We start from the raw sequence: 24,433 nt of genomic DNA, 5'->3' as shown, positions 1-24,433 counted from the left end.
GCAGCGGGTAGCACTCAACCCCGGCGAGCGGCTCCGTCCGGCCACACGACGTCCACAGGGATGTCCGCCGCCTGTGCTTCGAGGACGGTGTCGGCGGTGCCGCCGCCCTTGCCGGTGGGGGGTTCCCCGTTCCATACGGCGACGAGGCGGTCGGCGCGTTCGATGAGCACGGCGTTGGCGGCCTCGTACGCCTGCCGGTCGGCGGTCTTGTGGGGAAGCACGAGGACTTCTTCGGCAGCTTCGACGAGGCGGTCGAAGAGGGCGGAGTGGTCGGGCTTGACCTTGTTCTGCCGGTAGTCCTGGGAGGGGATGACGACGGTCAGGCGTCCGCCGGCGGCGAGGACGGCTTCGGCGAAGAGGGAGTCGGCGCCCTTGGCGATGCAGGAGACGCCGACGAGCCGGCGGTCGTCGGCGTACTGCTTGAGCAGGTTGTCCAGGGCGGTGCGGACCAGAGGGATGCTGTCCTCGGTCAGGTCCATGTGCCCGGTCACCGCGATGGTCGTCACGGTCCTCTCCTCTTTCAGGTCGACAGCAGGTCGCGGATCCTATCGCGGGCCTCGCGCACGGGTCGGGCCGCGCTGTTGCCCACGGTGTAGGGGTAGAGCTCGCCGAGTTGTGCGCGCACGCGGCTGGAGCGTGTGGCGCGTGCTGCGTCAACCGCGTGGTGGGTTTCCTCCACGGCTCCGGTCAGGTCGCCGAGCAGGAAGTGGCACTGGGCCAGGCCGATGCGGTCCAGGGCGTGGCTGCGGCTCGCCTCGGGGCCGCGTCGGGCCAGGGCCTGGCGGATTTCGGTGGCTGCGGCTTCGGCGTGCTGTTTCGGGTTCTGGCGGGCGAGGTCGAGGAGTCGGCCTCCGGTGGTGCCGGCGAGTTCGGCCTCGTCGAAGTAGGCGATCCAGTACGGCTCTTCGCTGGGCTTGGCGGTGGCCAGGGCCTCGGCTGCCTGGACGGTGGCTCGCTGGAAGGCGGCGATGCGGCCCATTGCCGCGTACGCCCATGCCTCCCGGGTGTGGAGCATGGCGCGCGTCTTGGGGCCGGCCACGTCCCGGGCGCCGTCCTGGGCGAGACGGATCAGTTCGAGGGCGTCTTGGGGCTGGTCGCGGTAGAGCATCTGGCGGGCCATGCCGGCCAGGACGTTGGCGCCGAAGACCATGTCGTCGCCCGCGTGGGAGGCGCGCAGGGCGAGTAGGTAGTAGTTCTGGGCGCGGCGCTGGAGTCCCGTATCCCAGGCCATGGTGGCCGCCGTGCCGGCCAGCTGCGCCATGACCTGGTACAGGCGCTGCTCGACTTGCGGCGCCTGGTGTTCGTCGAGGTGAGCGGCGACCTCGCTGAGCTGGCCCAGTACGGCCTTGCGGCGCAGACCGCCACCGTACTTGTGGTCCCAGGCTCGGAACGCGCGAGCAGTGGACTCCAGCTCCTCGACCTCCCGTAGCCCGAGCCGACCGCGGCGACGTGACCGGGCGGCGGAGCCCGCAGGCTGGAGCCACCCCTCCAGGGGGTCGAGCAGGCCAGCGCCGGTGACGGCGGCCCCGGCCAGAGCGCGCGTCGCGGCTCGTCGGTCCATCACGAGATCGCTCCTCGTCAGGTTCGCGGCCAGATCCACGGTGGCATCCGGCCGCCAGGGGACCTCATCGGCGCCGGCCTGCTCACCTTCAGGGTCCGGCAAGGGCACCTCCTGGACCGGCCGGGTCTCCCAAACACGCGGAGCGAGTCCAAGAAGGTGGCCCGGGATCCGGAGTCCGTCGGAGATGCGGCAGATGACCTCGAAACTTGTGACCTGCTGCTGACCACTGATGATCGTGGAGACCTTGCCCGGTGTGAGGTGGCAGGCGGAGGCGATGCGGTTCTGGGACAGGCCGCCGTACTTCTTGATCAAGGCGAAGGCGCCTGCGAAGTCGTGCTCTGCCAGGGCTCGCCGGACATCCTCGCGTTCGAGGAGGTCGGGAGCGAGCGGGCCGGGGGTGGTGGCGTCCATGAGGCCAACTTCCGGTGTGATCGTAGGCGCGATCAAGCTTCTTACGAAGCCGGGAACGAGTGTATTCCCGCCTCGGTAACACCCGCTGGTCATACCGCAGTTGCTCACGCCCGGCGACGCTTGGTGAACACCTGAACCTCGTCGGTGACGGACCACGAAGGTTCGGCGACGAGATTCCAGCGGACGGAGGAGAGCCATGGCCCTGCACTCACATCAGCCCCGCCTGCCCCGGGCGACCTGGGCGAGGCGTCTGAGTGAGCCGACACTCTTCGCCGCCGGCCAGGACTGGGATGCCATCCGCGTAGAGGCCGCCATCGGTGTACGGGCCGTGCGCTTTCTCGAAGCCTCCGGCACTCCCGTGGGGCCCGTGCTGCACGACCAAGGCAACGGCCAGGCGTACTTCCTCACCCCGCCCGGCACCGCACGGAGATGGCAGCAGGAGCAGACCCACGCGCTCGGCGAGGGCTCGTGGGTCGTGCTGGCTCCTCCAGGGTGGGAGGACGGACTGCTGCGCTGGGTGAGCGATCCCGCCGACGGCCCCGCTCACACGGCCGCCGGCGACCTCACCATTGCACTGACCGTCGTTGGGGAGACCAGCGGGGCTGGCCGGCCCGCTTCACCGGACCGCTACTGATCGTCATGATCTCCGCGTCCTGCGGCTTGGTGATCGGCGTCGCGGTCTCGACCGTCCCGTCCACCCTTTGAATTCCTGCTCTCTGCCGGTGACCGCACTCCTTTTCAACGGCTCCCCCAGCCGCATGGTCCCGGCAGAGAGCGGGGCAAAGCCCCCGAGATTCAGCGGCCCTCAGCGCGCCTGAACGCGGTATCCGCGCAGCCAGCTGCATGCAAGCCCGTGGCAGCCGGGTGCGGGGGGCCCGCGCTCCCCCGTCCACGCTTCCCGTGGGCGGCCAACCACCCCTTCGGAGGTACTGGAATGGCAACCGCGACGCCCGAGACGGCACCCATCACCAGCGACGACTGGCAGCTCACCATCGCGATCACGGACGCGCCGGTGCCGGTGGCCGAGGACTGCGACACCAGCGACGGGTGCGAGTCCACCTGCGCTTCCTCCTGCACGAGCTGACCAACGCTCCGATCCGGTGCGGGCCGGAGCCACTCCCGGCCCGCACCGGCCTTAGCCGGACGGGAACCCACGATGACGCAGACCAGACAGCTCCAACGCGGTGACGCACTCCTGCTGCGGGCCGCCGTGCTCCCGCTCACCGCTCAGCACACCCAGTGGCCCGAGCTCGACGATCCGGCCGACTGCCGCCGTTGGCTCGCTGACGTTTGGGCCCTCCTGCCCTTCGCTGCCGCGGTGCGGGCGGCGTCCCCACAACTCGCGCGTGCCGTCGACCACATTCTTGAAGAGCACAGTGTCCAGCCGAAGCAGGCGCGGAAGGCAACGACTGCGATCGCCCGGTATCTCCTACGCGCAGCCGGACGTCCCACGCCGTTCGGTCTGTTCGCCGGCGTGACTGCCGCAGAGTGCGGTCCGGCCGAAGGCCGAGTGGGCACCGGCCACCGCGCCATTGCCCGTCCAGACACGCTTTGGCTCGACCACGTCCGCCGGGACCTCCAGCGGCGGCCGGACGTCCTGTCCCACCTGACCGTTCAGATCAACGATCTGGCGGCCCAGCACGGCGACGTACTGGTGCGCCCCCTCTCCGGTGGACGCACCGCGAGCGCAACAGTCACCCGGCCTCTCGCTACGATCCTCGCGCTGGCCGAATACCCCGTTCCGTGCCAGGAGATCACCGATCGGCTGATCGCGCTGGGCGGCACGGCCGAGCAGGTCCAGCGGCTCCTCACGGACACGTTGGAGGCAGGCCTCCTGATCAGTGACGTGTCGGCACCCCTGACGGACCCCGACCCCTTCGGGCACATGCTGCGTGTTCTGCGTCCCCTCGCAGACCGCCTGAAGCCCGAAACGGTCAGTCTGCTCGACGACTTGGAAGACGTGTGTCGTCTGCTCGCCGAGCATGATGTGGCAGGAGATCCGGCCGCTGCGCAGGAACTGCGCGGTACGGCCGAGAAGCGCATGAGTGGCGTCAGTGAACGCGGCCGCGTACGGCTCAGCGTCGACCTGCGACTCGACGCCACGGTCCGCGTCCCGACACCGGTAATGGAGGAGGCCGAGTGCGCCGCGAACGCACTGCTCCGGATGACCCGGAACGTGGGCGAGAAGCCCATGTGGGCCGCGTACCACGGCCTGTTCTGGGAACGGTACGGGGCCGGCAGCCTCGTACCGCTGCGGGATGCGGTCGATCTGGCCGCCGGGGTGGGACTGCCGGCCGACTTCCCGATGTCGGTGTGGCCAGAGCCCCCGGCGAAGGCACTTCCGCGTGATGAGCTGCTGATGACCAAGGCGTGGAAGGCAGCGCTCACCGGCGTCCGGGAGATCCGGCTCACTGACGCGGATCTTGATGAGCTGTGCGCCCACACCAGCCGTGACGACGCGGCCATCGCCCCACACGTCGAGATGGCGGTGCGGGTACACGCGTCGTCGACACAGGCCCTGGACCACGGTGACTTCACGGTGTCCGTGCGTCCCGCCTGGAGCACTGGCACCCTCACCGGCCGGTTTGCCACCGCCCTCCCGGACAGCGGCCTCGACGAGGTTTACCGGCGACTGCCCACTCTGGTCGACGGCGCGCTGCCCGCCCAACTCTCCTTCGCCCCGGTCCACCCGCACGCCGAGAACGTGGCCCGCACTCCCGCCCTGTTGCCCTACGTGATCCCCGTCGGCGAGCACCGGGCCCCGGCCGACAACTTGATCCCGCTGGATGATCTGGCGGTGCTGTCGACCAGCAAGCGGCTGCATCTGGTCAGCCTCTCGCGGCGCCGTATTGTCGAGCCGGTCGTCCTGCACCCGCTCGCCCTGGAGAAGCAGGCCCCGCCGATCGCTCGCTTCATCGCACTCCTCGGCCGCGGCTTCGCCACCGCCTGGACTCAGTTCGACTGGGGACCCCTCGCGGTCGGGATGCCGTATCTACCTCTCGTTCGCTACCACAAGGCGATCCTCTCCCCGGCCCGCTGGCGCCTGGCCGCCACCGACCTCCCACCCGGGCCCTTCCAGCCGGCCTGGCAGGCGGCGCTGGCCGACTGGGCGCGGACGTGGAAATGCCCGCAGCTGCTTGAACTCTGCGACAACGACCGCACCCTGCGCCTCGATCTGACCGAATCACTGCACGCACGGCTCCTCCACGGCCACCTCCGGCGCCACGGCAATGCCGAGCTACTCGAAGCCCCCGACGAGCGGGACTTCGGCTGGATCGGCCACGCCCACGAAATCACCCTGCCGCTCACCTCCACCCTGCCGCCCCTACCCCACCCGGACCTGGCGGCGGCCCCGGTCGTGACCAACCGGACACTGCCGATGCCCGGAGACGACCAGCAGCGGTGGGTGCAGGCCAAGTTGTTCACCCATCCGACGGTCATGGACCAGATCCTCACCCGCCGTCTGCCCGGCCTCCTCGAATCGCTGGGCGCCCCCGACAGTTGGTTCGTGCGCTACCGCACCGGGCAGGAGGAGGACCACCTCCGGCTGCGTATCGCTGCGCACCGCCCGGAACAGCACGCAACGGTGACTCAGGCCATTGCCTGTTGGGCCACGCACCTGCAGCGCGATGCGCTCGCCTCCCGGCTCGTCTTCGACGGCTATCGGCCCGAGTCCGGCCGATACGGGGCCGGGCCAACTCTGAGGGCCGCCGAGGCCGTGTTCGTCGCCGACAGTGACGCGACACGGTACGCACTCACCGACCTGACTGGCCTGGACCGGCATGTCCTGTGCGCACTCGGAATGATCGACACCGCGTGCGGGCTCCTCGGCGAGGAGGACGGAGTCCGCTGGCTGACAACCACACCCGCTCGGGGCAAGGGCATCCTCAGCGTCACCCGCCAGACGCTTCGCCGAGCTCGAGCCCGAGCCGAAGCCCTCACGCGACACCCAGAGGGGCTGGCCCGCCTGGCCAACGCGTACGAACGGCGTCGTACCGCCCTCGCCAAGTACCGGTCTCATCTCACCGACGAGCAGACTGGCCCGGTGCTGGAATCGCTGCTGCACATGCACCACAACCGGATCATGGGTCCGGGCCGGGAAGCCGAGGCAGCCTGCCGCCATGCCGCCCGGCAGGCATGCCGCTCCGTCCTGGCGCAGGGGGCAACATGGTGAACGACGCCGTCCACGACCTGGGCCGTGGGTTCGCCGGAACCGCCCTCTACCGGGTGGTCCTCGCCCAGGACAGTGGGCAATGGGACACGGCACACACCACCGCAAGGACTCTGGCCGGACAACCGGCCGCCGTCCATCCCGCCGGTGCGAGCCTCTACCGCGGGGCACCGGCCGTGGCCTACGTCCTCCACACAGCCGGCCACTCGGCCTACCGCTCCGCACTGGGCAACCTCGACAGCGTGCTCACCACGCTCGTACGCACACGACTCGCGGACGCTCATCGCCGCATGGAGGCAGGCCGCCCGCCGCGAATGCGGGAATACGACCTGATCTCTGGTCTGACCGGGCTGGGCGCGCTACTTCTGCAGCGAGGCACGCAACCGGAGTTACTCGACGATGTCCTGCGCTACGTGGTGCGGCTTCTCCAAGAGTCGATCACAGTGCACGGGGAGGAAGTACCGGGTTGGTGGACCTCGGACGGTCCGAGCGGCCGGCCCGGCACCGCCTGGCCGACGGGGCACGGCAACTTCGGCATGGCGCACGGTGTGGCCGGGCCTATCGCGCTCCTGGCTCTGAGCACTCGCGCTGGGCACAGCGTGGCCGGCCAGCACCAGGCCCTGACGCAGGGCTGCCGCCTGCTGGAAGAGCGAGCGCACTACCTCACCGACGGCAGCCCCGCTTGGCCTGAGTCCCTCACTCTCAGCGAGTGGCTCAGCAGATCACCCGTACCGGAGTGCCCCAATAGACCATCTAGACCATCGTGGTGTTACGGCACTCCCGGCATCGCACGCGCCCTGCAACTCGCAGCAATCGCGTGCTCGCGTGCGACGCCCCGGCGCCTGGCTGAGGACGCCTTCACGGCCTGTGCCGCTGATCCCGAACAACTCGCCCGGGTCGACAACGCAACGGTCTGCCACGGCTGGGCCGGACTCTGCCTTGCCGCGGAACGCTCGGCCGCCGACACCGCGCAGGACAGCGCACTCCGACGTGTTCTGCCATCCCTCCGCTCCCGCTTCGCCACCCACGTGGCCGATCAGCCGCTACCCGATACTGCCGGGCTCCTGACCGGTGGCGACGGAATCCTGCTCACGCTCCACACCCTCAACCCCGCACGCCCCATTGCCACGGGGTGGGAGACCTGCCTCCTCCTCAACTGAAAGAGCCACGGTGAACAACACCCCCGCCATCGAAGACCTGCGCAACCGACTTGTGGACGAGATCATCGCCAAGCGTCCGCTGCCCGCCCCGATCGAGCAGGCCATGCGCACCGTCCGCCGTGACCTCCACCTGCCCGGTCTTGACCCGGCCGACGCCTACACGAATCGGGCCGTCACCATCAAGGACAACCCCGGCGGCCCGCTTGCCCTGTCCTGCGCCTCCGTGCCTTCCACGGTCGCGATGATGCTCGCCCAACTCGACCCGCAGCCCGGCGACCACATCCTGGAGATCGGCGCCGGCACTGGCTACAACGCCGCTCTCCTCGCCGAACTCGTCGGTCCCGACGGGCAGGTCACCACCATTGACATCGACCCCGGCGTCGCCCTGCACGCTCGCGAGGCCCTCAACCGCACCGGATACGAACACGTCAGGGTCATGGAACGAGACGGCCTGAAGGGCGCACCCGAGCACGCCCCTTATACCCGGATGATCGCCACCGTCGGCCTGTGGGACGTCCCCACCACCTGGTGGCAGCAGCTCGCTGACGGCGGCCGACTCGTCCTCCCGCTCCGCTGGCGCGGCCAGACCCGCTCCGTCGCCCTCACCCGCCACGGCGACGCTTTGATGTCCGACGACATGGAACTGTGCGGCTTCGTCCCCATCATCGGTCAGCGCGGCGAACGCACCACCGAACTGGCCAACGGCGCCGTCCGCCTCCACCACGACCAGGACCAGCCCGTCGAACCCGGCCAGCTCGCCGAGGTGTTCTCCGCCCAGTACACCGAACTGTGGTCGCAAGCCCGGGTAGGCAGCGAGGAGACCTTCGACGGTATCTGGCTGCGCGCCACCGCGTCCGACGACACCGTCTGCCGCATCGAAGTCACCAAGCAGGCCCTGGAGGACGGTGTACGACGCCCCGCAATCCCCGGCCGCAGCCCTGCCCTCGTATCCGGCAGCTCCCTTGCCTTCCTGATCGCCGAACGTGACAACGCAGATCTCGAACGACCGTCCCGACTTGGCGCTGCTGGCTACGGGCCTCACGCGACCCCCCTGGCGCGGAACCTGATCGCCCACATCACTGACTGGGGTACCGACCGCGCTGCGGTACCGCACATGACCATCCATCCGGCCGGCGCCCCAGACAGCGAACTGCCGAAGGGGCATGTCATCGACAAGCCGGATAGCCGCAGCGTCCTGTCCCTGACCGAGACGAACGCCTAGCCGTGCGACATGCTCGCCGTCCGAGGGCGCGGCCTGATTGATTCCATGCCCTCCGGACATCAGGCGATCACCTTGCTCTTGGTCGACGAAGGGATTTTCTGTGGCTCAGCCGAAGACAGACGACCAGCCCGAAGCCCTCAAACCCGCCTCCGAATCCATGACCCTGCTGGTCGCCGCCGTCATCGTCCACGACAAGGCCACCAACCGTGTCGTCCTCCTCCAGCGCAGCGAGAACGCCAAGTTCGCCCAGGGCATGTGGGACCTCCCCGTCGGCAAGAGCGAACCCGGCGAGCCCATCACCGAAACAGCCGTGCGGGAGCTGTACGAGGAGACCGGCCTGACCGTGAAGCCGGAAGCGCTGAAGGTCGCCCACATCAACCACGGCGCCTGGGGCGTCGAAGCACCGAACGGCTTCCTCACCGTTGTCTTCGCCGCCCATGAGTGGACGGGCGAACCCGAAAACCGCGAACCCCGCAAGCACTCCCAAGTCTGCTGGGCCGACGCTGACGCCATCCCGGAAGAGTTCGTGGACACCACCGCCAGCGCCCTCCACCATTACCTGACGGACGGTCCTCAGGTCTCGCTCGACGGTTGGCGCTGACGGACTGACGGACTGACGGACTGACGGACTGACGGACTGACGGACTGACGGACTGACGGACGTGGCGGCGACGCCGGGCGCATGCACAGCCCGCTTGCCTGAGCCCAACCCATCCGCAAGTCAAGGCCGTTGACCCACCCCACCCGCACCAGCACAATGAGCCCGCGCTCGCGAGAGCGCTCTCACCTCCCGAAGGAGACCCATGACCGGCAGGCAAGGCCCGCCCCTCAGCCGCCGTACGTTCGTCGGCACCGTCGGCGGCCTCGGCCTGAGTGCCGCGGCGCTCACCGTGGCCGGTTCCGGTGCGGCTCACGCTGCCGGGAGTTCCGCGCTCCAGGACCCTCGGGGACGAGGGCACGCCTTCCTCGCCGCCGCCATGGACGCCTACCCGGACCATGGCAGCATCCGCCTGACCCAGAGCTACACCGACCAGGCGGGTCTGTTCAGCACCGCGTTCACCTACGACAACGCCCTCGCGGTCCTGGCCCACCTCGCGGCGCGTACTGAGGGGGGCGAGGCGAGAGCCGTGGCTCTCGGGGACGCGTTGCTCTTCGCCCAGGCCCATGACCCGGCGTACGACGACGGCAGGCTGCGTCAGGCCTACAACGTCGGGCCGTATGTCTTCTTCGACGGTTCGCCGCAGCCGGACGGCTTCGTGCGGGCGGACGGCACCGCCAACGTCGGCACGCAGTTCGGGTTCACGGGTACGGCGGTGGGCGACATGGCCTGGGCCGGGATCGCGTTGAGCGCGCTCGCCGGGCGGACCGGGGCCCGCCGTTTCCTCGCCGGTGCCGTGCGGATCGGGGAGTGGATCGAGCGGAACGGCTCTACCGACCAGCCCCTCGGTGGCTACACGTTCGGGGTCGACGGGGCGGGCGCGAAACTGCCCTTCACCTCGACCGAGCACAACACCGACCTGATCTGTCTCTTCGGACGGCTCGCCCGGCTCACCGGGGACCGGGTGTGGCTGGAGCGGCGCGCGCGTGCCGAAGCCTTTGTGCTGAAGACATGGGAGCCCGCCGGGGGCTTCTTCTACACCGGCTCCAACGACGGGGCGACCATCAACACCTCACCGATCCCCGAGGACACCCAGACCTGGACCCACCTCGCGCTCGGCTCCCCCACCCACTCCCGCTCCCTGGACTGGGCCCAGGCCCACCTCGCCGTCCTGGACGACGCCGGCCGTACGAACAGCACGGTGCCGGCGGGGCAGTCGTATGAGGGAGTCACCTTCAGCTCCGCGAGTCTCCTGGCGAACGAGGACGCCCCCATCGCCGAGTTCCAGCCCAGGCCCGACCGCAACGGCGTGTGGTTCGAGGGGACCGCCCACCTCGCGCTCGCCCTGCGGGACCGGCGCGGGCGTGGGGACGAGGCGCGCGCCGGGCGGCTGATCGCGTCCGTCGAGCGGGCTCAGGATCTGCTCGGCGGCGAGCAGACCGTCGGCGGCAAGGCCCTTCCCGAACGTTCCGGAGTCGTCTCCGCGAGCAGCCCGCTCGACACCGGATTCGGCTTCGGCTACTACCCCTACCGGCACACGGGCGCGACCGCCTGGTACCTCCTGGCCGCGGCCCGCTCCAACCCGTTGCGGGCCTGAACGAGCCGCGGCCGTCCCTGTCCTTCCAGTGCCGTGGCGGGACTCCTCAGGCGCCGATCCTGGCGGCGATGATCGGTGCGAGGCGGTCGGTGATGGCGCGGTGGCCCTGGTCGTTGGGGTGGACGGAGTCCGTGAGGTCGCCGGAGCCGAGCCAGCCCGTGGTGTCGACGAAGGAGAGCCGGGAGTCGCCGGCCTCCACCGCTGCCTTCACGGCGGCCTCGGTCTGCGGGACGTACCGTCCGCGGAAGGTCTCCAGCGCGAAGATCCACGCCTGCGGATAGGCGGCGCGGGCCTTGCGCAGCAGGCTGGTGTAGGCCGCCTGGAACTGGGTCGAACTCACGCCGTGTCCGACGTCGTTGGTGCCGAGGTTGATGACGACGGCGTCGGCCCGGTAGCGGGAGAAGTCCCAGGCGGGTGTCGCCGCGTTCGGGTTGAGCGCGGTGAACTGCCGCTCCAGGCCCACGCATCCGTCCGCCGCGGCGACGAGACAGGCGCCGCCCTGGGCGATCTGCGTGTGCTCGGTGCCCAGCCGTTCCCCGATCAGCCAGCCGTAGGCGGTACGGGCGTTCTGCGAGGTCGTCGTGCCCACGGTGATCGAGTCGCCGACGAACTCGATCAGCTTGGCGGGGGAGGCGGGTGCGAAGGTGGTCGCGCCGCTGTCCAGGGCCAGTCCCTGGAAGACGGCGTCACCGCGATAGGAACCCGCGACCACCTGGTAGTTGACCTGGAGGGTGTGCCGGCCGGCGGGGAGTGCGGACGGGGTCAGGTTCACCGTTCCCTTGACGTCGTCGTAGAACTTCACGGGTCCGTCGTCGATCCGCGCCCAGAAGTCGATCGTGTTCCGCTGCTTCAGTTTCACGGTCGTACCGGTGAAGCCGACGCGGTAGTACGCGCCTGCCCAGTAGGGCGTGTAGGCGGTGGTGGAGCTGGTGGTGTCCCAGCGTCCGACGAACTTGATGTTCGGGTCGCCGGGCTGGCCGGGAGCCGCCGCCGTGGCGGAGCGGGCCGTGGCGGCGCTGATGACGGGGGCCAGGCGGTTCGCGAACTTGGTGTGGCCCGCCTCGTTGGGGTGCCCGTTGCCGTCCTCGTAGTCGGCGTTGTCGGTGAGCCAGCCCGTCGTGTCGACGTAGCGCACCTTCGTGTCACCGGCACTGGTGCGGGCGTTGACGGCGGCCCGGGTCTCGGTGACGTAGCGCTTCTTCAGCGTCTGCACCGCGAAGAGGGTCGCGTTCGGGTACTTGGCGCGGATGTCTCGCAGGAACGTCGTGTACGCGGACTGGAACGCGGCGCCGGTCACCCCGTGTCCGATGTCGTTGGTGCCGAGGTTGATGACGACCGCGCTCGCCTGGTAGCGGGAGAAGTCCCAGGCCGTGTCGCCCGTGCTGGCCGTCCTGAAGAACTGGCCGCTGAGACCGGTGCAGCCGGACTGGGCCACGAGGCAGTAGCCGGAGCGGGCGACCTGGGTGTGCCGCGCCCCCAGCTGTTCTCCGGTCTTCCAGGCGTACGAGTCGAGCGCCAGCCGGTCGGTGAGGGCGCCGGCGGTGATGGAGTCGCCGACGAACTCGATCAGCCCGGACGGCGCGCCCGGAGCGACCGTGCGGGCACCGGCGTCCAGGACCAGGCCCTGGAAGGCGGTGTCTCCGGAGCGGTAGGCGATCCGCAGGGTGTGGGTGCCCGCGGGGAGGGACTGCGGAGTGAGGTTCACCGTGCCGCGTACGCCCGCGTGGAAGACGTCGGGCTTGCCGTCGATGCTCACGTAGAAGTTGACCGCGTCTCTGGCTTTCACCTTCACGGTGGTGCCGGTGAAGGACGTCTGCACGTACGCGCCGGTCCAGTTGGCCACGGCCGTCGTGCCCGAGGAGGTGTCCCAGCGCCCGACGTAGGCGATGTTGGGGTCGGACACCGATCCGTCTCCGGGCGCGGCGTGGGCGCGGGGGATGCCGGTCAGGGACAGCAGACAGGCGACGAGGACGGCTGTGAGGACGGCCGCCAGTCCTCTACCGGACGTGCGCGTTCCGGACGGGCGAGGTCTGACCGGGTGGGGGGAGGTCTGCATGCGGACTCCTTGAAGAAAAGACTGGGAGCGCTCCCATGGAGCCACCTTGGCGAGTGCACGTCAATACATCGCGCACGCGCCTCCCTCGCGCCGCTCCACGTTGACACGGGGCGTCACCGGGCGTTGACTGGCCGCGCGGCCCAGGTTCATCCCATTCCGGAGCAGAGGCCCGTCGATGTTGTGAATCCTTCTCCTGCTGCCGACCTTGGTGGGGCACCGAGGGCTTCCGCCCGACGCGACGTACAGGAAAGCGACATCACATGATGTACGACCAGACACGCGCTCAGCAGCCCGCTGACAACCGCTCCGGCTCGGCCGGGCGCCGCACCACGGGCCCGGAGCCGTTGCTCCCGTCGGACGAACGGGCTGAGCTCACCCTGCGCCTCCAGCACGCCCTCAACACCTTCGCCGACAGTCCGCGCGAGGCGCTGGAAGAGGCCGAGGGCGCCTTCGACGAAGCCATCGCCCGCCTGATGAACACCCTCGCGGAACGGCGACGCGACCTGCACGAGGGCTGGCGGGATCCGGACCCCGAAAAGTCGGACGCGCTCCGGTTCGCGCTGAGGGAGTACCGGGAGATCACGCAACGGCTGCTGCGCCTGTAAGCGGCTGCTGCGGCGTACGGCTGGCTGCCGCGTGGCGTACGGCTGGCTGCTGCTGTGGCGTACAGAAGGGCGCATACGAAGGGCGCATACGAAGGGCGTACAGAAGTGCGTCCTTACGGGCGTACTTATAAGCGTACTTAAGACGTCCTTACCGTGAACGGCTAGCATCGCGGGCGCAATGGTCGGCCGGGATGGGGTGAGGGACGTGCGGGTGCCGAGGATCGCCGTCGCCGTGGTGACCATGGGCAACCGCCCCGACAAGGTCGACGCGCTGCTGGAGTCCGTGGTCAAGCAGGACCTCGCCCCCGCACGGATCGTGATCGTCGGCAACGGCTGCCGACTGCCCGAGTTCGCCGAGCGACTCTCCCTGCCCGGTGAGGTCACCGCCATCGACATCGAGGAGAACCTCGGCTGCCCCGGCGGGCGGAACGTCGCCCTCGCCCGGCTGAGGGAGTTCGGCGACGTCGACGTCGTGGTCGAACTCGACGACGACGGGCTGCTCGTCGACGGCGATGTGCTGCGCCGCGTGGGGGACTTGTTCGCCGCGGACCCGCGCCTCGGCATCGTCGGCTTCCGCATCGCCGACGAGCAGGGGGAGACCCAGCAGCGGCATGTACCGCGGCTCGGCTCGGCCGACCCCCTGCGCGGCGGATACGTCACCGGGTTCCTCGGCGGCGGGCACGCCCTGCGCACGGCGATGCTCGACGAGATCGGGGACTGGCCCGCCGAGTTCTTCTTCGCCCACGAGGAGATCGACCTGGCCTGGCGGGCCGCCGACCGGGGGTGGCGGATCCTGTACGCCCCCGAACTGCTGCTCCAGCACCCGAAGACCTCGCCGGCCCGGCACGCCATCTACTACCGCGTGAACGCCCGCAACCGGGTGTGGCTGGCCCGCCGCCGGCTTCCGCTGGTGCTCATCCCCGTGCATCTGGGCGTGTGGACGCTGCTCACACTGCTGCGGGCGCGATCGGCGGACGGGCTGCGCGCGTGGTTCGGCGGATTCGCGGAGGGCGTACGGGAGCCGGCCGGTGAGCGCCGGCCGATGCGCTGGCGAACCGTGTGGCGGCTCACCCGGCTGGGCCGGCCCCCGGTCATCTGAGGGGGCGCGCGGAGATCACGCGCTCTCCCCTCACCTCAACTTCCCTCAACTTCCCTCAACTCCCTTTATCCGCCGCTCACTTCGCATCCGCATAACACTCCACCACCGCCGTAGTGAACGGAAACCGCACCGGCGTCTGCCCGAACGTCAGGCGACCGGCCAGGTCCGCCGCCTCCCGGATCGCCGCCACGACCGTCTCGGTCTCCTCCTCGGGGCAGTGCACGATCACCTCGTCGTGCTGGAAGAAGACCAGTTCGGCCGCCAGGTCCGCGCAGGTGCGCCGCAGCGCGGCGAGCAGCAGCAGGGCCCAGTCGGCGGCGCTGCCCTGGACGACGAAGTTGCGGGCGAAGCGGCCACGGGCGCGGGCGTTGCTGGAGGCGTACCCGGGCACCCACTCCTGGCCGCCGGCCTGCCCACCGGCCTGCCCGCCGGACTCGTCCTCGGTGGCCGGGATGCCGGCCTCCTCCGCCGCGTCGTCGCCCGCCCCGGCGGCCGGTGGGCAGGTCCGCCCGAGCCAGGTCCGGACGAGACGCCCCTCCTCGCCGGCGCGGGCCGCGTCATCGACGTACGCCACCGCGCGCGGGAAGCGGCGTCTGAGCGCGGCGAGGTTCTTGAGGCCGTCGCCGGAGGTCTGGCCGTAGACCGCGCCGAGCACGGCCAGCTTGGCCTGGGCGCGGTCGCCGGAGAAGGCGCGGTCGGACACCGCCTGGTACAGGTCGCTCTCCCGGCCGGCCACCTCCATCAGGCCGGGGTCGCGGGAGATCGCGGCCAGCACGCGCGGTTCCATCTGGTCGGCGTCGGCGACGACGAGCCGCCAGCCCGGGTCGGCGACGACGGCACGCCGGATGACCTTGGGGATCTGCAACCCGCCCCCGCCGTTGGTGACCCAGCGACCGGTGACCGTCCCGCCCGCGAGGAACTCGGGCCGGAAGCGGCCGTCGCGCACCCAGTCCTGAAGCCAGGACCAGCCGTGCGCGACCCAGATCCGGTACAGCTTCTTGTACTCGACCAGCGGTTTGACGGCCGGATGGTCGACCGACTCGATCTCCCAGCGCCGGGTCGACTTGACCTTGATCCCGGCCTGCGCGAACGCCTTGATGACATCGGCGGGCAGATCGGGGCGGACCCGGCGGCCGAAGGCGGCGGACACCTCGTCGGCGAGCTCGGCGAGGCGACGGGGCTCGCCGCCGGCGTAGCGCTCGCCGAGCAGTTCGTGCAGCACCCGGCGGTGCACGTCGGCGCTCCACGGCAGCCCGGAACGGTTCATCTCGGCGGCTACCAGCATCCCCGCCGACTCGGCGGCGGTCAGCAGGCGCATGCGGTCGGGCTGCGCGGTGGCGTCGTGGCGGCGCTGCTGCTCGGCGTGGACCTTGGCGAGGTCGGCCGGCGGCACGTGCACGGTCTGCGGCTCGAACAGGGGTGACTGGGAGCCGGGTTCGGCGGAGCGCTGCCGTGGATCCGGCGGTACGGGGCCGCCGCGCAGCCGGGCCAGGGCGGCGGCGGCCGACCGGGGCTCGCCGTACCGCCCCTCGTGGCCCAGCAGCAGCGTCTCCGCGGCCTCGATGTCGTAGCACCGCTCCACTCGCACCCCCGTGGCGAGCAGACGCGGATACATCTCGGCCGTGGACCGCCACACCCAGCGCGCGACGTCCGGCAGGCCCCGCACCGCCTCGGCGGAGTCGGGCGCCCGCCGCACCGGCCCGGCGAGCAGCCCGTCCGGACCGAGGGGGGCGAACTCCACGCCACCTTCCTCGGCCGGAGCGAGAACCCACCGGTCGGTCATGAAGGCGAGTGTGGCACCAGGGTCTGACAATGGCCCTCCGGTCCTGCTGCCCCACGCTGCCCACGGCCCTTCAGTCCTGCTTCTCCGCCGCGGCCTTCTCCGTGATCTTGGTGAGCGCGGCGGCGATGTTCGCCTCCACGGCCGGCTTGGCGATGCCGAGGCTCGCGAGGATGCCCTGGCCGTCCTCGAACTCCAGCAGGGCCAGCAGGATGTGCTCGGTGCCGATGTAGTTGTGGCCGAGGCGGAGGGCCTCGCGGAAGGTGAGCTCCAGGACCTTCTTGGCGTCGGAGCCGTAGGGGACGAGCTCCGGGACCTCGTCGGCCGCGGGCGGCAGCCCGGCGGTGGCGGCCTGGCGTACGGCGTCCAGGAGGACGCCCTGCGCGGTGATCGCCTTGGCGGCCAGGGCCTCCGGCTCGGCCAGCAGGCCGAGGAGCAGGTGTTCGGGGCGGCCCTCGGGGTTGCGGGCCGCGATGGCCTCGTTGTGGGCGGCCATCACCACGTTGCGGGCGCGTGGCGTGTAGCGGGCGAAGCCCTGGCTCGGATCGAGGTCCGCCGACTCCTTCGGCACGAACCGCTTCTGCGCCGCCTGCCGGGTCACCCCCATGCTCTTGCCGATGTCCGTCCAGGAGGCGCCGGAGCGCCGGGCCTGGTCCACGAAGTGGCCGATCAGGTGATCGGACACCTCGCCGAGGTGCTCGGCCGCGATGACCGCGTCCTGGAGCTGGTCGAGGGCGTCCGCGTGAACCTTCTTGATGGCCGCGATGAGGTCGTCGAGGCGTACGGATGACGTGATGTTGGGGTTCGTCGTCATGTGTCAACCCTAGGTTGACAGCCTCTGGCGCGTCAACCCGAAGTTGACACTACTTCGGCGACGCGGCCAACCGCACCGCCAGCCCCGCGAACACCGTCCCGGAGACGACGTTCAGTGCCCGGTTCACCCGCGCACTGCGCCTCAGGACGGCCGCCAGGCGCCCGGAGAGCAGCCCGACGAAGCCGTCCCACAGGAAGCCCATCACCACGATCGTGAAGCCGAGCAGCAGGAACTGGCTCCGCACATGGCCGAGCGACGGATCCACGAACTGGGGCAGGAACGCCACGTTGAAGAGGATCACCTTGGGATTGAGCAGGTTGGTGGCGGCGCCCTGCCAGAAGGCCCGCCGCATCCCCGGCCCGGCCGCGGCCCCCTCCTCGCCCGGCACCGAGCGGTCCCGGAACGCCTGCACCGTCAGGTAGAGCAGATAGGCCGCGCCCGCCCAGCGCAGCACCTGATACAGCGTCGGCAGCGTCAGGAACAGCGCCGACAGACCGAGCGCCGCGGCGACCGCGTGCACGAGCATGGCGCAGGCCACGCCGAACGCGGCCATCACCCCGGCCGTGGGCCCGCCTCGTCCGCCCATCGCCACGATGAACATCATGTCGGGGCCGGGAGTGACGCAGAGCGCGAAGGCGGCTACGAGGAACGCCGTGTACAGATGCATGTCCACCATGCGGGCCATGCTCGAAGCCGCCTGACGGGGCGGCGACCGAATTTCGGGGAGTGAGACGATCGCCGGGTGAGCAGCACGAACGACACGAACAGCAGGAGCAACCCGGGCGACCCGGGCAAGGCGGGCAGTACGTCCGGCACCGTCGAACGCGCCTTCCAGGCCGCCCTGTACGCCGACACCGACACCGCCCTCGACACCGGTGCCTCGCTGCTCGCCGCCGATCCCGCGGCGGACGCCGAACTGGCCCGGCGGGGCGAGGATTTCGTGGCGATGGCGTGGCGACGCGGCTGGCAGCCCGCGGACGTCGTACGGATGGTGAGGCGCGAGCTGGACGAGGCGCACGCGCGCGTGCTGTCCGCGCTGATCCGCTCCCAGGCGCCGCACGACCGCCGGCGCGGCCCCCGCTGGACCGGACAGCTCGACGGGCTGCCCGCCGAGCCTCCGCCCCGCACGGACCGCTTCTCGTACGCCACCACCGTCCTGGAGCTGTACCGCCTCCTCCTGAGCCTGCCGGCCATCGAGCCCTTGGAGGAGCCCGCCGCCGCCCGGCACCACTCCAAGTCGGAGTCGCGCATGCTCACCCGCATCCGCGCGCTCCTCGCCAAGGCGGAGGCGACCGGCTTCCCCGAGGAGGCCGAAGCGCTCAGCGCCAAGGCGCAGGAGCTGATGGCCCGGCACAGCGTCGACGAGGCGCTGATCGCGGCCGGGGCGCCCGCCGCCGACGCGCCCGGCGCCTGCCGGATCAGGGTCGAGCCGCCGTACGAGCAGGCCAAGGCGGTGCTGCTGGACGCGGTCGCCGACGCCAACCACTGCCGGGCCGTGTGGAACGAGGCCTTCGGCTTCTCCACCGTCGTCGGCTTCGAATCCGACCTGGATGCGGTCGAGCTCCTCTACACCTCGCTCCTCGTGCAGGCCCAGTCCGCCCTGACGAAGGCGGAGGCGGCGCAGCGGGCGGGCGGCCGCAGGCGGACCAAGACCTTCCGGCAGTCCTTTCTCGCGGCCTACGCCCACCGCATCGGCACGCGCGTGCGTGCCGCCGCGAAGACCCCGGTCAGCGAGGACCTGCTCCCGGTCCTCGCCTCCCGCGAGGTCGCGGTGACCGAACGCCTGGACCGCATGTTCCCGCAGACCACCACGACCCGGCTGCGCGGAGCCGACGACGAGGCGGGCTGGACGGAAGGCGCACAGGCGGCCGACCGGGCGCAGGTCGGGCACCGACGACCCCTGGAGTGACGTACGCCCCGACGGGCTCGGTCGCCGATGGGCTCGGCCCTCGATGGGCTTGGCCGCCGATGGGCTCGGCCCTCGATGGGCTTGGCCGCCGATGGGCTCGGCCCTCGATGGGCTTGGCCGCCGATGGGCTCGGCCCTCGATGGGCTCGGCCGCCGATGGGCTCGGCCCTCGATGGGCTCGGCCCTCGACGGGCCCAGCCCTCGACGGGCCCAGCCCTCGACGGGCTCAGTCGCCGACGGGCTCGGCCACCAACGAGCTCAGCCGCCGGCAGGCTCAGTCGCCGGCGTGGGTGAACGGCCCCACCGAGGCGTCCGGTTCGCTGCCCTTGAGCGCCACCGGGCCGTACGACCACGGGAAGGTCTGCTCGTCGTCGGCCCCCGGCATGCTGATGTGCAGCGTCTTGACGGCGAGGCTCTTCGCGCCGGCGGCCCCGCCTCGGACGTAGGTGACGGTGAAGGTCAGGCTGTCGCCCTTGGCGAGGGTCAGCTTCTCGGACTTGGCGCCGTCGGTGGGGGCGACGGTCGCGGACTCGTTGCCCGCGTGGAGGGCGATCCCGGCGAAGCCGTTCAGGGTGCACGGTCCGCTCTGGTTGGTGAGCGAGACGGGGACGTCGCCCGTGTCACCGGCGGCCGGGGCGACGCCGGCCGGACCGACCTCGACGCCGAGCGAGCCGATCCGGCAGGCGTCGCCGTCCTTGCCGGAATCGCCGCCGTCACCGCCCTTGTCGCTGCCGCAGGCGGTCAGGAGGAAGGTCGCGGCGAGGGCGGTGACGGCGAGGGGAGTGGCGCGCATGTGGGGTCCTCTGGGGCGTGATGTCGGTACGTGAGGTCGGTAACCGGGTGCAACGATCATCACGTACCGAGGGGGCGGCACGCTCGCCGACCCCCTGGGCCGGTTACGACCCAAGGAGCCGGTTACGACCCAAGGCTCGCCGTCGGCAGCCCGCTGGGCAGCGTTCCGCCCTCCGAACGGGTGTAGGTCTCCGCGCCGAGACCGTCCTTCCAGGTCACCTTCAGGGTGGTCTTGTCGACGGAGTCGACCGTCCCCGTAGCGCGGTCCTCGCTGCCGTCCGTGCACTTGAGCGCGATCGTCTCCGTGCCCGACTCCTTGCCCGCGGTGCCGGTGCACACGGTCCCGCCGGTGGCGAAGAGCCCGGCCTCGGTGCCGGTGATGACCAGCGCCACGGCCTTGCCGCCGGTCGTCGCCAGCCAGCTGCCGGCCAGCCCGTCGGACCCGCCGGACCCGCCGGACCCGTCGGCGTCTCCGGTACCACCGCCGGTCTCCGCGCTCGCGCTCGCGCTGGGACCGGCGGAGGAACCGTCCTTGGAGCCGGAACTGGAGCTGGAGTCGGACCCGGAGCCAGAGCCCGAGTCCGAGCCCGAGTCCCCGTCGCCGCTGCACGCCGTCAGCGCCAGCACCCCCGCCAGGCACCCGGCGGCGGCCGCGATCCGCACCCGCCGCCGACGCGACACCGGCCCCGAGAAGAACGTATCCGCGCGCGAAGAGCGCGAAGAGGCCGTATCCGCGCGTGAGGAGGCCGTACCCGTGCGCGAGAAGGTCGCAGAAGTCACTGGAAGCTCCCAAGCTGTAGCCGGTCGGCCCGGCCGGCCCGGTCGGCCGGAAGGACCGCAGCACGCTACCAGGGCGCCTCCGAAGAGTACTTACCGCACATCCGCCAAGGCACCTACCAGGACGACTTGCGAACCCCCGGCAGGAACCCGGCGTGCGCCTGCTGCCGCAACCCCACCCGGGACAGCCCGAAGGCCCGGAAGTACCCGCGGGGCCGCCCGTCCACCTGGTCGCGGTTGCGTACGCGCGTGGCGCTGGCGTCGCGCGGCTGCCCGCGCAACTCCCGCTGGGCGGCGAGCCGTTCGGCCTCCGTCGACGAGGGCAGCCGGATGATCTCCTTCAGCTCGGCCCGGCGCTCGGCGTACCGCGCGACGACTTCCTGTCGCTTCTCGTTCTTCGCGATCTTGCTCTTCTTCGCCATCAGACCTTCACCCCGCGCGCGCGGATGCGGGCCACGGCCGCCTCGACGCCGATCGTGTCGATGGTCTTGATGCCCTTGGTGCTGAGCCGCAGCCGGACGTGCCGGCCCTCGCTCGGCAGCCAGTAGCGCTTGGACTGGATGTTGGGGTCGAAGCGGCGCGAAGTGCGCCGGTGGGAGTGCGAGATGCGGTTGCCGAAGCCGGGCTGGGCGCCGGTCAGCATGCAGTGGGCGGACACGGGTGATGCACCTCTCTCGAAGTGGGGATGTAAATGGTATTCATTTTCAGTAAGATACCAGCATGGCACGCAACGAACTCCGACCGGTCATCAAACTCCGGTCCACCGCCGGGACGGGCTTCACCTATGTGACCCGCAAGAACCGCCGCAACGACCCGGACCGCATGACCCTGCGCAAGTACGACCCGGTCGTCGGCCGCCACGTCGACTTCCGAGAGGAGCGCTGAACCGCCATGCGCAAGGCAATCCACCCCGCCTACGGTCCCGTCGTCTTCCGCGACCGTGCCGCGAACTACGCCTTCCTGACCCGGTCGACGCTCTCGGCCACGGCGCGCGACAAGACGATCGAGTGGGAGGACGGCAACACCTACCCCGTCGTCGACGTCGAGATCTCGGACGTCAGCCACCCCTTCTACACCGGCACCGCCCGCGTCCTGGACACCGCCGGACGCGTGGAGCGCTTCGAGCGCCGGTACGGGAAGCAGGGCTGACCAAGTGCCCGAGCTCTCCGTCGTGATCGTCGGCGGGCTGCACGCCGACGCCCGCAAGGCGGCCGTCGAGCGGCTGCTCGCCGACGTGCCCGGCAGCGTCGTACTCCACCACGACCTGGCGACCGCCGCGGCCGGCACGGTCGTACGGACCATCCGCGACGCCACCGGCATCGTCGACGCCGGCGAGGCCCCCCTGGTCAACGACTGCGCGTGCTGCGCGCTCCGCGAGGACCTGGTGCCCGAGCTGCGCCGGCTCGCGGACGCGGGGGACACCCGTCTCGCGGTCGTCGAACTGTGGGACTCCGTCGAGCCCAAGGCGATGGCCGAGGTGGTGACGGCCGGCGGGCTCACCGTCACCGGCGTGATCACCGCCGTCGACCCGGCGCTCGTCCTGCCGTACCTCGGCAACGGCGACGACCTGGCCGAGGGCGGCCTCGCCGCCGCGGCCACCGACCAGCGGACGGTCGCCGACACCTTCGCGCGACAGCTGGAGTACGCCCCCGTCCTCGCCCTCGCCGACTCCCCGGAGGCCGACGACGAGGACCGCGAGCTGCTCGCCCAGCTGCACCCGACGGCCCGTCAGGTCCCCATCGAGGGCGGCCACCCTGGGGACCTGGCGGGTTCCTCCCCGATACGCCGGGACACCGAGGGGCGGTCGGGGCCGCACTCCGCGCTGGCCGCCGCCGCCCTCGCCGGGTTCGACGTGGAGGCGGCCGACGCCGCCCAGCACCCGGCGAGCGCGCTGCTGCCCGCCGAGGCGGACGCGCACGGCGTGTCGACCCTCGTCTGGCGCCGGCACCGGCCCTTCCACCCGGAGCGCCTGTACGCGGCCCTGGAGGACATCACCTGCGCCGCCGCCCGCAGCCGGGGCCGCTTCTGGCTAGCCGACAAGCCGGACACGCTGCTGCACTGGGACGCGGCGGGCGGCGCCCTGTGCGTGGAGAGCGCGGGCCCCTGGCTCGCCTCCCTGCCGGACGCGGCCTGGGACATGGTCCCGCCGGTGCGCCGGGCCGCCGCCGCGCTGGACTGGCACCCCGAGCACGGTGACTGCTGCCAGCACCTCGTCTTCACGTCCCCGGGCCTGGACCGCGACGGACTCGAAGCGCTGCTGGAGTCCTGCCTGCTGACCGACGCCGAGTACACCGCCGGGCGCGACGCCTGGAAGCGGCTGCCGCCCGCCTTCGACACCCTCCTGGAGGTCTGACCCGCCATGCCCCGCAAGCCCGAACGCAAGCCCGCCAAACAGCGCCCCAACCCGCTGGACCAGGCCAAGATCACCTATATCGACTACAAGGACACCGACCTGCTGCGGAAGTTCATCTCCGACCGCGGCAAGATCCGCAGCCGCCGCGTCACCCGCGTCTCGGCGCAGCAGCAGCGGCTGCTGGCCCGCGCCATCAAGAACGCGCGGGAGATGGCGCTGCTGCCGTACTCCACCCGTTGACGCGTCCCACGACCCCCACGACCCCCACGAAGAGCGGGGCGGCACCTTCTCGGTGCCGCCCCGCTCTTCGTGTGTGAAGTGCGTATCCCAAAAGACGGAACACGAACAGCTTCTGACGCGTCTCTCCATAGAGCACACGGTTTCGTGCACGCTCCTGCGGTTAGACGTCGGCCCAAGCTGTCAGGCGACCGCCCAAGCTGTAACCGCAGGAACACCCCGCGTGCACGTGCATCTGCCCATGCATCTGCACATGAACAGGGCTATGATCCGGATCAGTTGACCACCTGCATCCATGGCCTCACCAGCCAGTGCACCACCGGGGAGCGACCTGTGGACCACGACGTGTACGACGTTGCCGACGCGTCCGGCGTTTACAACGGCATGGCCGCCACCCGGCTGGACGGGGTGGCCTGGCAGAAGAGCCGGCACAGCAACTCGCAGGGTTCCTGCGTGGAGTTCGCCCGGCTGCCCGGCGGGGAGGTGGCGGTGCGCAACTCGCGCTTCCCCGACGGCCCCGCGCTCGTCTACACCCGCGCCGAGATCGAGGCGATGCTGCTCGGCATCAAGGACGGCGAGTTCGACCACCTGATAGTGGGCTGAGGCCCGGCCGGCCCCCGAACGGCCGGGCAACTCAGGGCAATCGAGGCAACACGCCCCGTAACGCGCGTAGAAATCCGGGATCAGAAAACGCCGCGGGGCGTCACTCGGCCGACCCCGGCAGGTGCAACCGGAACAGCGCCCAGACGACCTTGCCGCCCAGCGTGCCGGCGAGCGGGTGCCAACCCCAGCTGTCGGCGAAGGAGTCGACGAGGAACAGGCCGCGGCCGGACTCCGCCGAGAAGTCGTCCGTCTCGCGTGCGACGGGGCTCTCCTGACTGGGATCGCGCACCGCGCACACCAGCCGCTCGGTCCACCGCATCATGTGCAGCCGCACGGGCGGACCTTCGTCCGGGATGCGCGGGGCATTGGCGGGCAGCGCGTGCCGCAGGGCGTTGGTGACCAGTTCGGAGACGACCAGGCACACATCGTCGAAGCGGTCGGACAGCTCCCACTGGTCCAGCGTCCTGCGGGTGAACTGCCGCGCCTCGCGCACCGCTTCGTAGCGGGCGGGCAGCGCGCAGGACGCGGCGTTGGACACGGCCGCGGGGTCCAACGGCGGAAGGCCCTGCCGTAAAGGCTTGAGCATGGTCGATCCATTCGTCCCCATGCGAGGCACTCCCGGGAATTCGCGGTCGTTGCGATCAGCGGTGGCGCGAGACCATGGTTTCGGATGCGTAGGGCAGATGCAA

The 24,433-nt window shown here is 70.9% G+C and carries 26 protein-coding genes; 15 read left to right on the top strand and 11 right to left on the bottom strand.

What is annotated here, in order from left to right; genetic code table 11:
* Positions 1-14 precede the first annotated feature (14 nt).
* Both AB0I77_RS39275 and AB0I77_RS39270 read right to left on the bottom strand, forming a co-directional pair.
* Complete coding sequence (locus AB0I77_RS39275) at positions 15-506, bottom strand: hypothetical protein (protein ID WP_363287596.1); 492 nt, start codon at positions 504-506, stop codon at positions 15-17.
* A 14-nt stretch (positions 507-520) separates the two neighbouring features.
* The gene (locus tag AB0I77_RS39270) at positions 521-1,972 is read right to left on the bottom strand and encodes a hypothetical protein (protein ID WP_363287595.1); all 1,452 of its coding nucleotides are present in this window, start codon (positions 1,970-1,972) and stop codon (positions 521-523) included.
* Positions 1,973-2,168: 196 nt separating this feature from the next.
* Between AB0I77_RS39270 and AB0I77_RS39265 the strand changes: the two genes are divergently transcribed.
* The 7 genes from AB0I77_RS39265 to AB0I77_RS39235 all read left to right on the top strand — a co-directional run bounded on the left by AB0I77_RS39265 (position 2,169) and on the right by AB0I77_RS39235 (position 10,720).
* Positions 2,169-2,606, top strand: a complete 438-nt coding sequence (locus AB0I77_RS39265) for a hypothetical protein (protein WP_363287594.1) — start codon at positions 2,169-2,171, stop codon at positions 2,604-2,606.
* 300 nt (positions 2,607-2,906) lie between these two features.
* Positions 2,907-3,056, top strand: a complete 150-nt coding sequence (gene fxlA, locus AB0I77_RS39260) for an FxLD family lanthipeptide (protein WP_363287593.1) — start codon at positions 2,907-2,909, stop codon at positions 3,054-3,056.
* Positions 3,057-3,128: 72 nt separating this feature from the next.
* Complete coding sequence (locus AB0I77_RS39255; protein WP_363287592.1) at positions 3,129-6,146, top strand: lantibiotic dehydratase; 3,018 nt, start codon at positions 3,129-3,131, stop codon at positions 6,144-6,146.
* Positions 6,140-7,303: a lanthionine synthetase C family protein gene (locus AB0I77_RS39250; RefSeq protein ID WP_363287591.1), complete on the top strand. Its 1,164-nt coding sequence runs from the start codon at positions 6,140-6,142 to the stop codon at positions 7,301-7,303. Before AB0I77_RS39255 ends, AB0I77_RS39250 begins: the two co-directional genes overlap by 7 nt.
* Before the next feature lie 10 nt (positions 7,304-7,313).
* Positions 7,314-8,525: a methyltransferase, FxLD system gene (gene fxlM / locus AB0I77_RS39245; RefSeq protein WP_363287590.1), complete on the top strand. Its 1,212-nt coding sequence runs from the start codon at positions 7,314-7,316 to the stop codon at positions 8,523-8,525.
* A gap of 100 nt (positions 8,526-8,625) precedes the next feature.
* Positions 8,626-9,126 (top strand): NUDIX domain-containing protein, encoded by a 501-nt coding sequence (locus AB0I77_RS39240; protein ID WP_363287589.1) that lies wholly within the window; start codon positions 8,626-8,628, stop codon positions 9,124-9,126.
* A 202-nt stretch (positions 9,127-9,328) separates the two neighbouring features.
* Entirely contained in the window at positions 9,329-10,720 is a 1,392-nt protein-coding gene (locus AB0I77_RS39235; RefSeq protein ID WP_363287588.1) for a Tat pathway signal sequence domain protein, read from the top strand.
* A 46-nt stretch (positions 10,721-10,766) separates the two neighbouring features.
* Here AB0I77_RS39235 and AB0I77_RS39230 read toward each other — a convergent pair whose 3' ends face one another.
* Entirely contained in the window at positions 10,767-12,776 is a 2,010-nt protein-coding gene (locus AB0I77_RS39230) for a GDSL-type esterase/lipase family protein (protein ID WP_363287587.1), read from the bottom strand.
* Between the two features lie 263 nt (positions 12,777-13,039).
* Between AB0I77_RS39230 and AB0I77_RS39225 the strand changes: the two genes are divergently transcribed.
* On the top strand, positions 13,040-13,381 hold the full coding sequence (locus AB0I77_RS39225) for a hypothetical protein (protein WP_363287631.1): 342 nt from the start codon (positions 13,040-13,042) through the stop codon (positions 13,379-13,381).
* A 205-nt stretch (positions 13,382-13,586) separates the two neighbouring features.
* Positions 13,587-14,480: a glycosyltransferase gene (locus AB0I77_RS39220; RefSeq protein WP_363287586.1), complete on the top strand. Its 894-nt coding sequence runs from the start codon at positions 13,587-13,589 to the stop codon at positions 14,478-14,480.
* Between the two features lie 76 nt (positions 14,481-14,556).
* On the opposite strand, the gene AB0I77_RS39215 is transcribed toward AB0I77_RS39220, so the two are convergent.
* The 3 genes from AB0I77_RS39215 to AB0I77_RS39205 form a co-directional block, all read right to left on the bottom strand.
* Positions 14,557-16,263: a bifunctional 3'-5' exonuclease/DNA polymerase gene (locus AB0I77_RS39215; RefSeq protein WP_363287585.1), complete on the bottom strand. Its 1,707-nt coding sequence runs from the start codon at positions 16,261-16,263 to the stop codon at positions 14,557-14,559.
* 70 nt (positions 16,264-16,333) lie between these two features.
* Positions 16,334-17,074: a Clp protease N-terminal domain-containing protein gene (locus AB0I77_RS39210; RefSeq protein WP_363287584.1), complete on the bottom strand. Its 741-nt coding sequence runs from the start codon at positions 17,072-17,074 to the stop codon at positions 16,334-16,336.
* Between the two features lie 49 nt (positions 17,075-17,123).
* Positions 17,124-17,750, bottom strand: coding sequence for a LysE family translocator (locus AB0I77_RS39205; protein ID WP_363287583.1), 627 nt, complete (start codon positions 17,748-17,750; stop codon positions 17,124-17,126).
* Between the two features lie 165 nt (positions 17,751-17,915).
* On the opposite strand from AB0I77_RS39205, the gene AB0I77_RS39200 reads away from it, so the two are divergent.
* Positions 17,916-18,983 (top strand): DUF2786 domain-containing protein, encoded by a 1,068-nt coding sequence (locus AB0I77_RS39200; protein WP_363287630.1) that lies wholly within the window; start codon positions 17,916-17,918, stop codon positions 18,981-18,983.
* Between the two features lie 273 nt (positions 18,984-19,256).
* Here the strand turns inward: AB0I77_RS39200 and AB0I77_RS39195 are convergent, their stop codons facing one another.
* The 4 genes from AB0I77_RS39195 to rpmB form a co-directional block, all read right to left on the bottom strand.
* Positions 19,257-19,775 (bottom strand): DUF4232 domain-containing protein, encoded by a 519-nt coding sequence (locus tag AB0I77_RS39195; protein WP_363287582.1) that lies wholly within the window; start codon positions 19,773-19,775, stop codon positions 19,257-19,259.
* Between the two features lie 122 nt (positions 19,776-19,897).
* The gene (locus AB0I77_RS39190) at positions 19,898-20,455 is read right to left on the bottom strand and encodes a hypothetical protein (protein WP_363287581.1); all 558 of its coding nucleotides are present in this window, start codon (positions 20,453-20,455) and stop codon (positions 19,898-19,900) included.
* A 212-nt stretch (positions 20,456-20,667) separates the two neighbouring features.
* The gene (gene rpsN / locus AB0I77_RS39185; protein ID WP_363287580.1) at positions 20,668-20,973 is read right to left on the bottom strand and encodes a 30S ribosomal protein S14; all 306 of its coding nucleotides are present in this window, start codon (positions 20,971-20,973) and stop codon (positions 20,668-20,670) included.
* A complete protein-coding gene (rpmB, locus tag AB0I77_RS39180) occupies positions 20,973-21,209 on the bottom strand; it encodes a 50S ribosomal protein L28 (RefSeq protein WP_363287579.1) in 237 nt (78 codons plus the stop codon). Before rpmB ends, rpsN begins: the two co-directional genes overlap by 1 nt.
* A 62-nt stretch (positions 21,210-21,271) precedes the next feature.
* Here rpmB and rpmG point away from each other — a divergent pair, with 62 nt between their 5' ends.
* The 5 genes from rpmG to AB0I77_RS39155 all read left to right on the top strand — a co-directional run bounded on the left by rpmG (position 21,272) and on the right by AB0I77_RS39155 (position 23,744).
* Positions 21,272-21,436, top strand: a complete 165-nt coding sequence (gene rpmG / locus AB0I77_RS39175) for a 50S ribosomal protein L33 (protein WP_019753828.1) — start codon at positions 21,272-21,274, stop codon at positions 21,434-21,436.
* A 6-nt stretch (positions 21,437-21,442) separates the two neighbouring features.
* Positions 21,443-21,700 carry a type B 50S ribosomal protein L31 gene (locus tag AB0I77_RS39170; protein ID WP_363287578.1) on the top strand — a complete coding sequence of 86 codons (258 nt, stop codon included), beginning with the start codon at positions 21,443-21,445 and terminating at the stop codon, positions 21,698-21,700.
* Positions 21,701-21,704: 4 nt separating this feature from the next.
* On the top strand, positions 21,705-22,904 hold the full coding sequence (locus AB0I77_RS39165; RefSeq protein ID WP_363287577.1) for a GTP-binding protein: 1,200 nt from the start codon (positions 21,705-21,707) through the stop codon (positions 22,902-22,904).
* A 6-nt stretch (positions 22,905-22,910) separates the two neighbouring features.
* A complete protein-coding gene (gene rpsR / locus AB0I77_RS39160; protein ID WP_363287576.1) occupies positions 22,911-23,144 on the top strand; it encodes a 30S ribosomal protein S18 in 234 nt (77 codons plus the stop codon).
* 330 nt (positions 23,145-23,474) lie between these two features.
* A complete protein-coding gene (locus AB0I77_RS39155; RefSeq protein ID WP_363287575.1) occupies positions 23,475-23,744 on the top strand; it encodes a DUF397 domain-containing protein in 270 nt (89 codons plus the stop codon).
* A 100-nt stretch (positions 23,745-23,844) separates the two neighbouring features.
* Here the strand turns inward: AB0I77_RS39155 and AB0I77_RS39150 are convergent, their stop codons facing one another.
* Positions 23,845-24,330: an ATP-binding protein gene (locus tag AB0I77_RS39150; RefSeq protein WP_363287574.1), complete on the bottom strand. Its 486-nt coding sequence runs from the start codon at positions 24,328-24,330 to the stop codon at positions 23,845-23,847.
* Between the last annotated feature and the right edge of the window lie 103 nt (positions 24,331-24,433).

Source organism: Streptomyces sp. NPDC050619 (assembly GCF_040654815.1).
Classification (GTDB): Bacteria; Actinomycetota; Actinomycetes; order Streptomycetales; family Streptomycetaceae; genus Streptomyces.
This window is presented reverse-complemented; position numbering and strand designations above follow the sequence as displayed.

Excerpts from the sequence above, each read along its gene's own strand:
- AB0I77_RS39170 (WP_363287578.1), top strand. The coding sequence starts at position 21,443 with ATGCGCAAGGCAATCCACCCCGCCTACGGTCCCGTCGTCTTCCGCGAC.
- AB0I77_RS39215 (WP_363287585.1), bottom strand. The coding sequence starts at position 16,263 with ATGACCGACCGGTGGGTTCTCGCTCCGGCCGAGGAAGGTGGCGTGGAG.
- rpsR (WP_363287576.1), top strand. The coding sequence starts at position 22,911 with ATGCCCCGCAAGCCCGAACGCAAGCCCGCCAAACAGCGCCCCAACCCG.
- fxlA (WP_363287593.1), top strand. The coding sequence starts at position 2,907 with ATGGCAACCGCGACGCCCGAGACGGCACCCATCACCAGCGACGACTGG.
- AB0I77_RS39195 (WP_363287582.1), bottom strand. The coding sequence starts at position 19,775 with ATGCGCGCCACTCCCCTCGCCGTCACCGCCCTCGCCGCGACCTTCCTC.
- AB0I77_RS39225 (WP_363287631.1), top strand. The coding sequence starts at position 13,040 with ATGTACGACCAGACACGCGCTCAGCAGCCCGCTGACAACCGCTCCGGC.
- AB0I77_RS39150 (WP_363287574.1), bottom strand. The coding sequence starts at position 24,330 with ATGCTCAAGCCTTTACGGCAGGGCCTTCCGCCGTTGGACCCCGCGGCC.
- AB0I77_RS39230 (WP_363287587.1), bottom strand. The coding sequence starts at position 12,776 with ATGCAGACCTCCCCCCACCCGGTCAGACCTCGCCCGTCCGGAACGCGC.
- AB0I77_RS39265 (WP_363287594.1), top strand. The coding sequence starts at position 2,169 with ATGGCCCTGCACTCACATCAGCCCCGCCTGCCCCGGGCGACCTGGGCG.
- AB0I77_RS39250 (WP_363287591.1), top strand. The coding sequence starts at position 6,140 with ATGGTGAACGACGCCGTCCACGACCTGGGCCGTGGGTTCGCCGGAACC.
- AB0I77_RS39255 (WP_363287592.1), top strand. The coding sequence starts at position 3,129 with ATGACGCAGACCAGACAGCTCCAACGCGGTGACGCACTCCTGCTGCGG.
- AB0I77_RS39235 (WP_363287588.1), top strand. The coding sequence starts at position 9,329 with ATGACCGGCAGGCAAGGCCCGCCCCTCAGCCGCCGTACGTTCGTCGGC.
- rpmG (WP_019753828.1), top strand. The coding sequence starts at position 21,272 with ATGGCACGCAACGAACTCCGACCGGTCATCAAACTCCGGTCCACCGCC.
- AB0I77_RS39270 (WP_363287595.1), bottom strand. The coding sequence starts at position 1,972 with ATGGACGCCACCACCCCCGGCCCGCTCGCTCCCGACCTCCTCGAACGC.
- AB0I77_RS39205 (WP_363287583.1), bottom strand. The coding sequence starts at position 17,750 with ATGGTGGACATGCATCTGTACACGGCGTTCCTCGTAGCCGCCTTCGCG.
- rpsN (WP_363287580.1), bottom strand. The coding sequence starts at position 20,973 with ATGGCGAAGAAGAGCAAGATCGCGAAGAACGAGAAGCGACAGGAAGTC.
- AB0I77_RS39210 (WP_363287584.1), bottom strand. The coding sequence starts at position 17,074 with ATGACGACGAACCCCAACATCACGTCATCCGTACGCCTCGACGACCTC.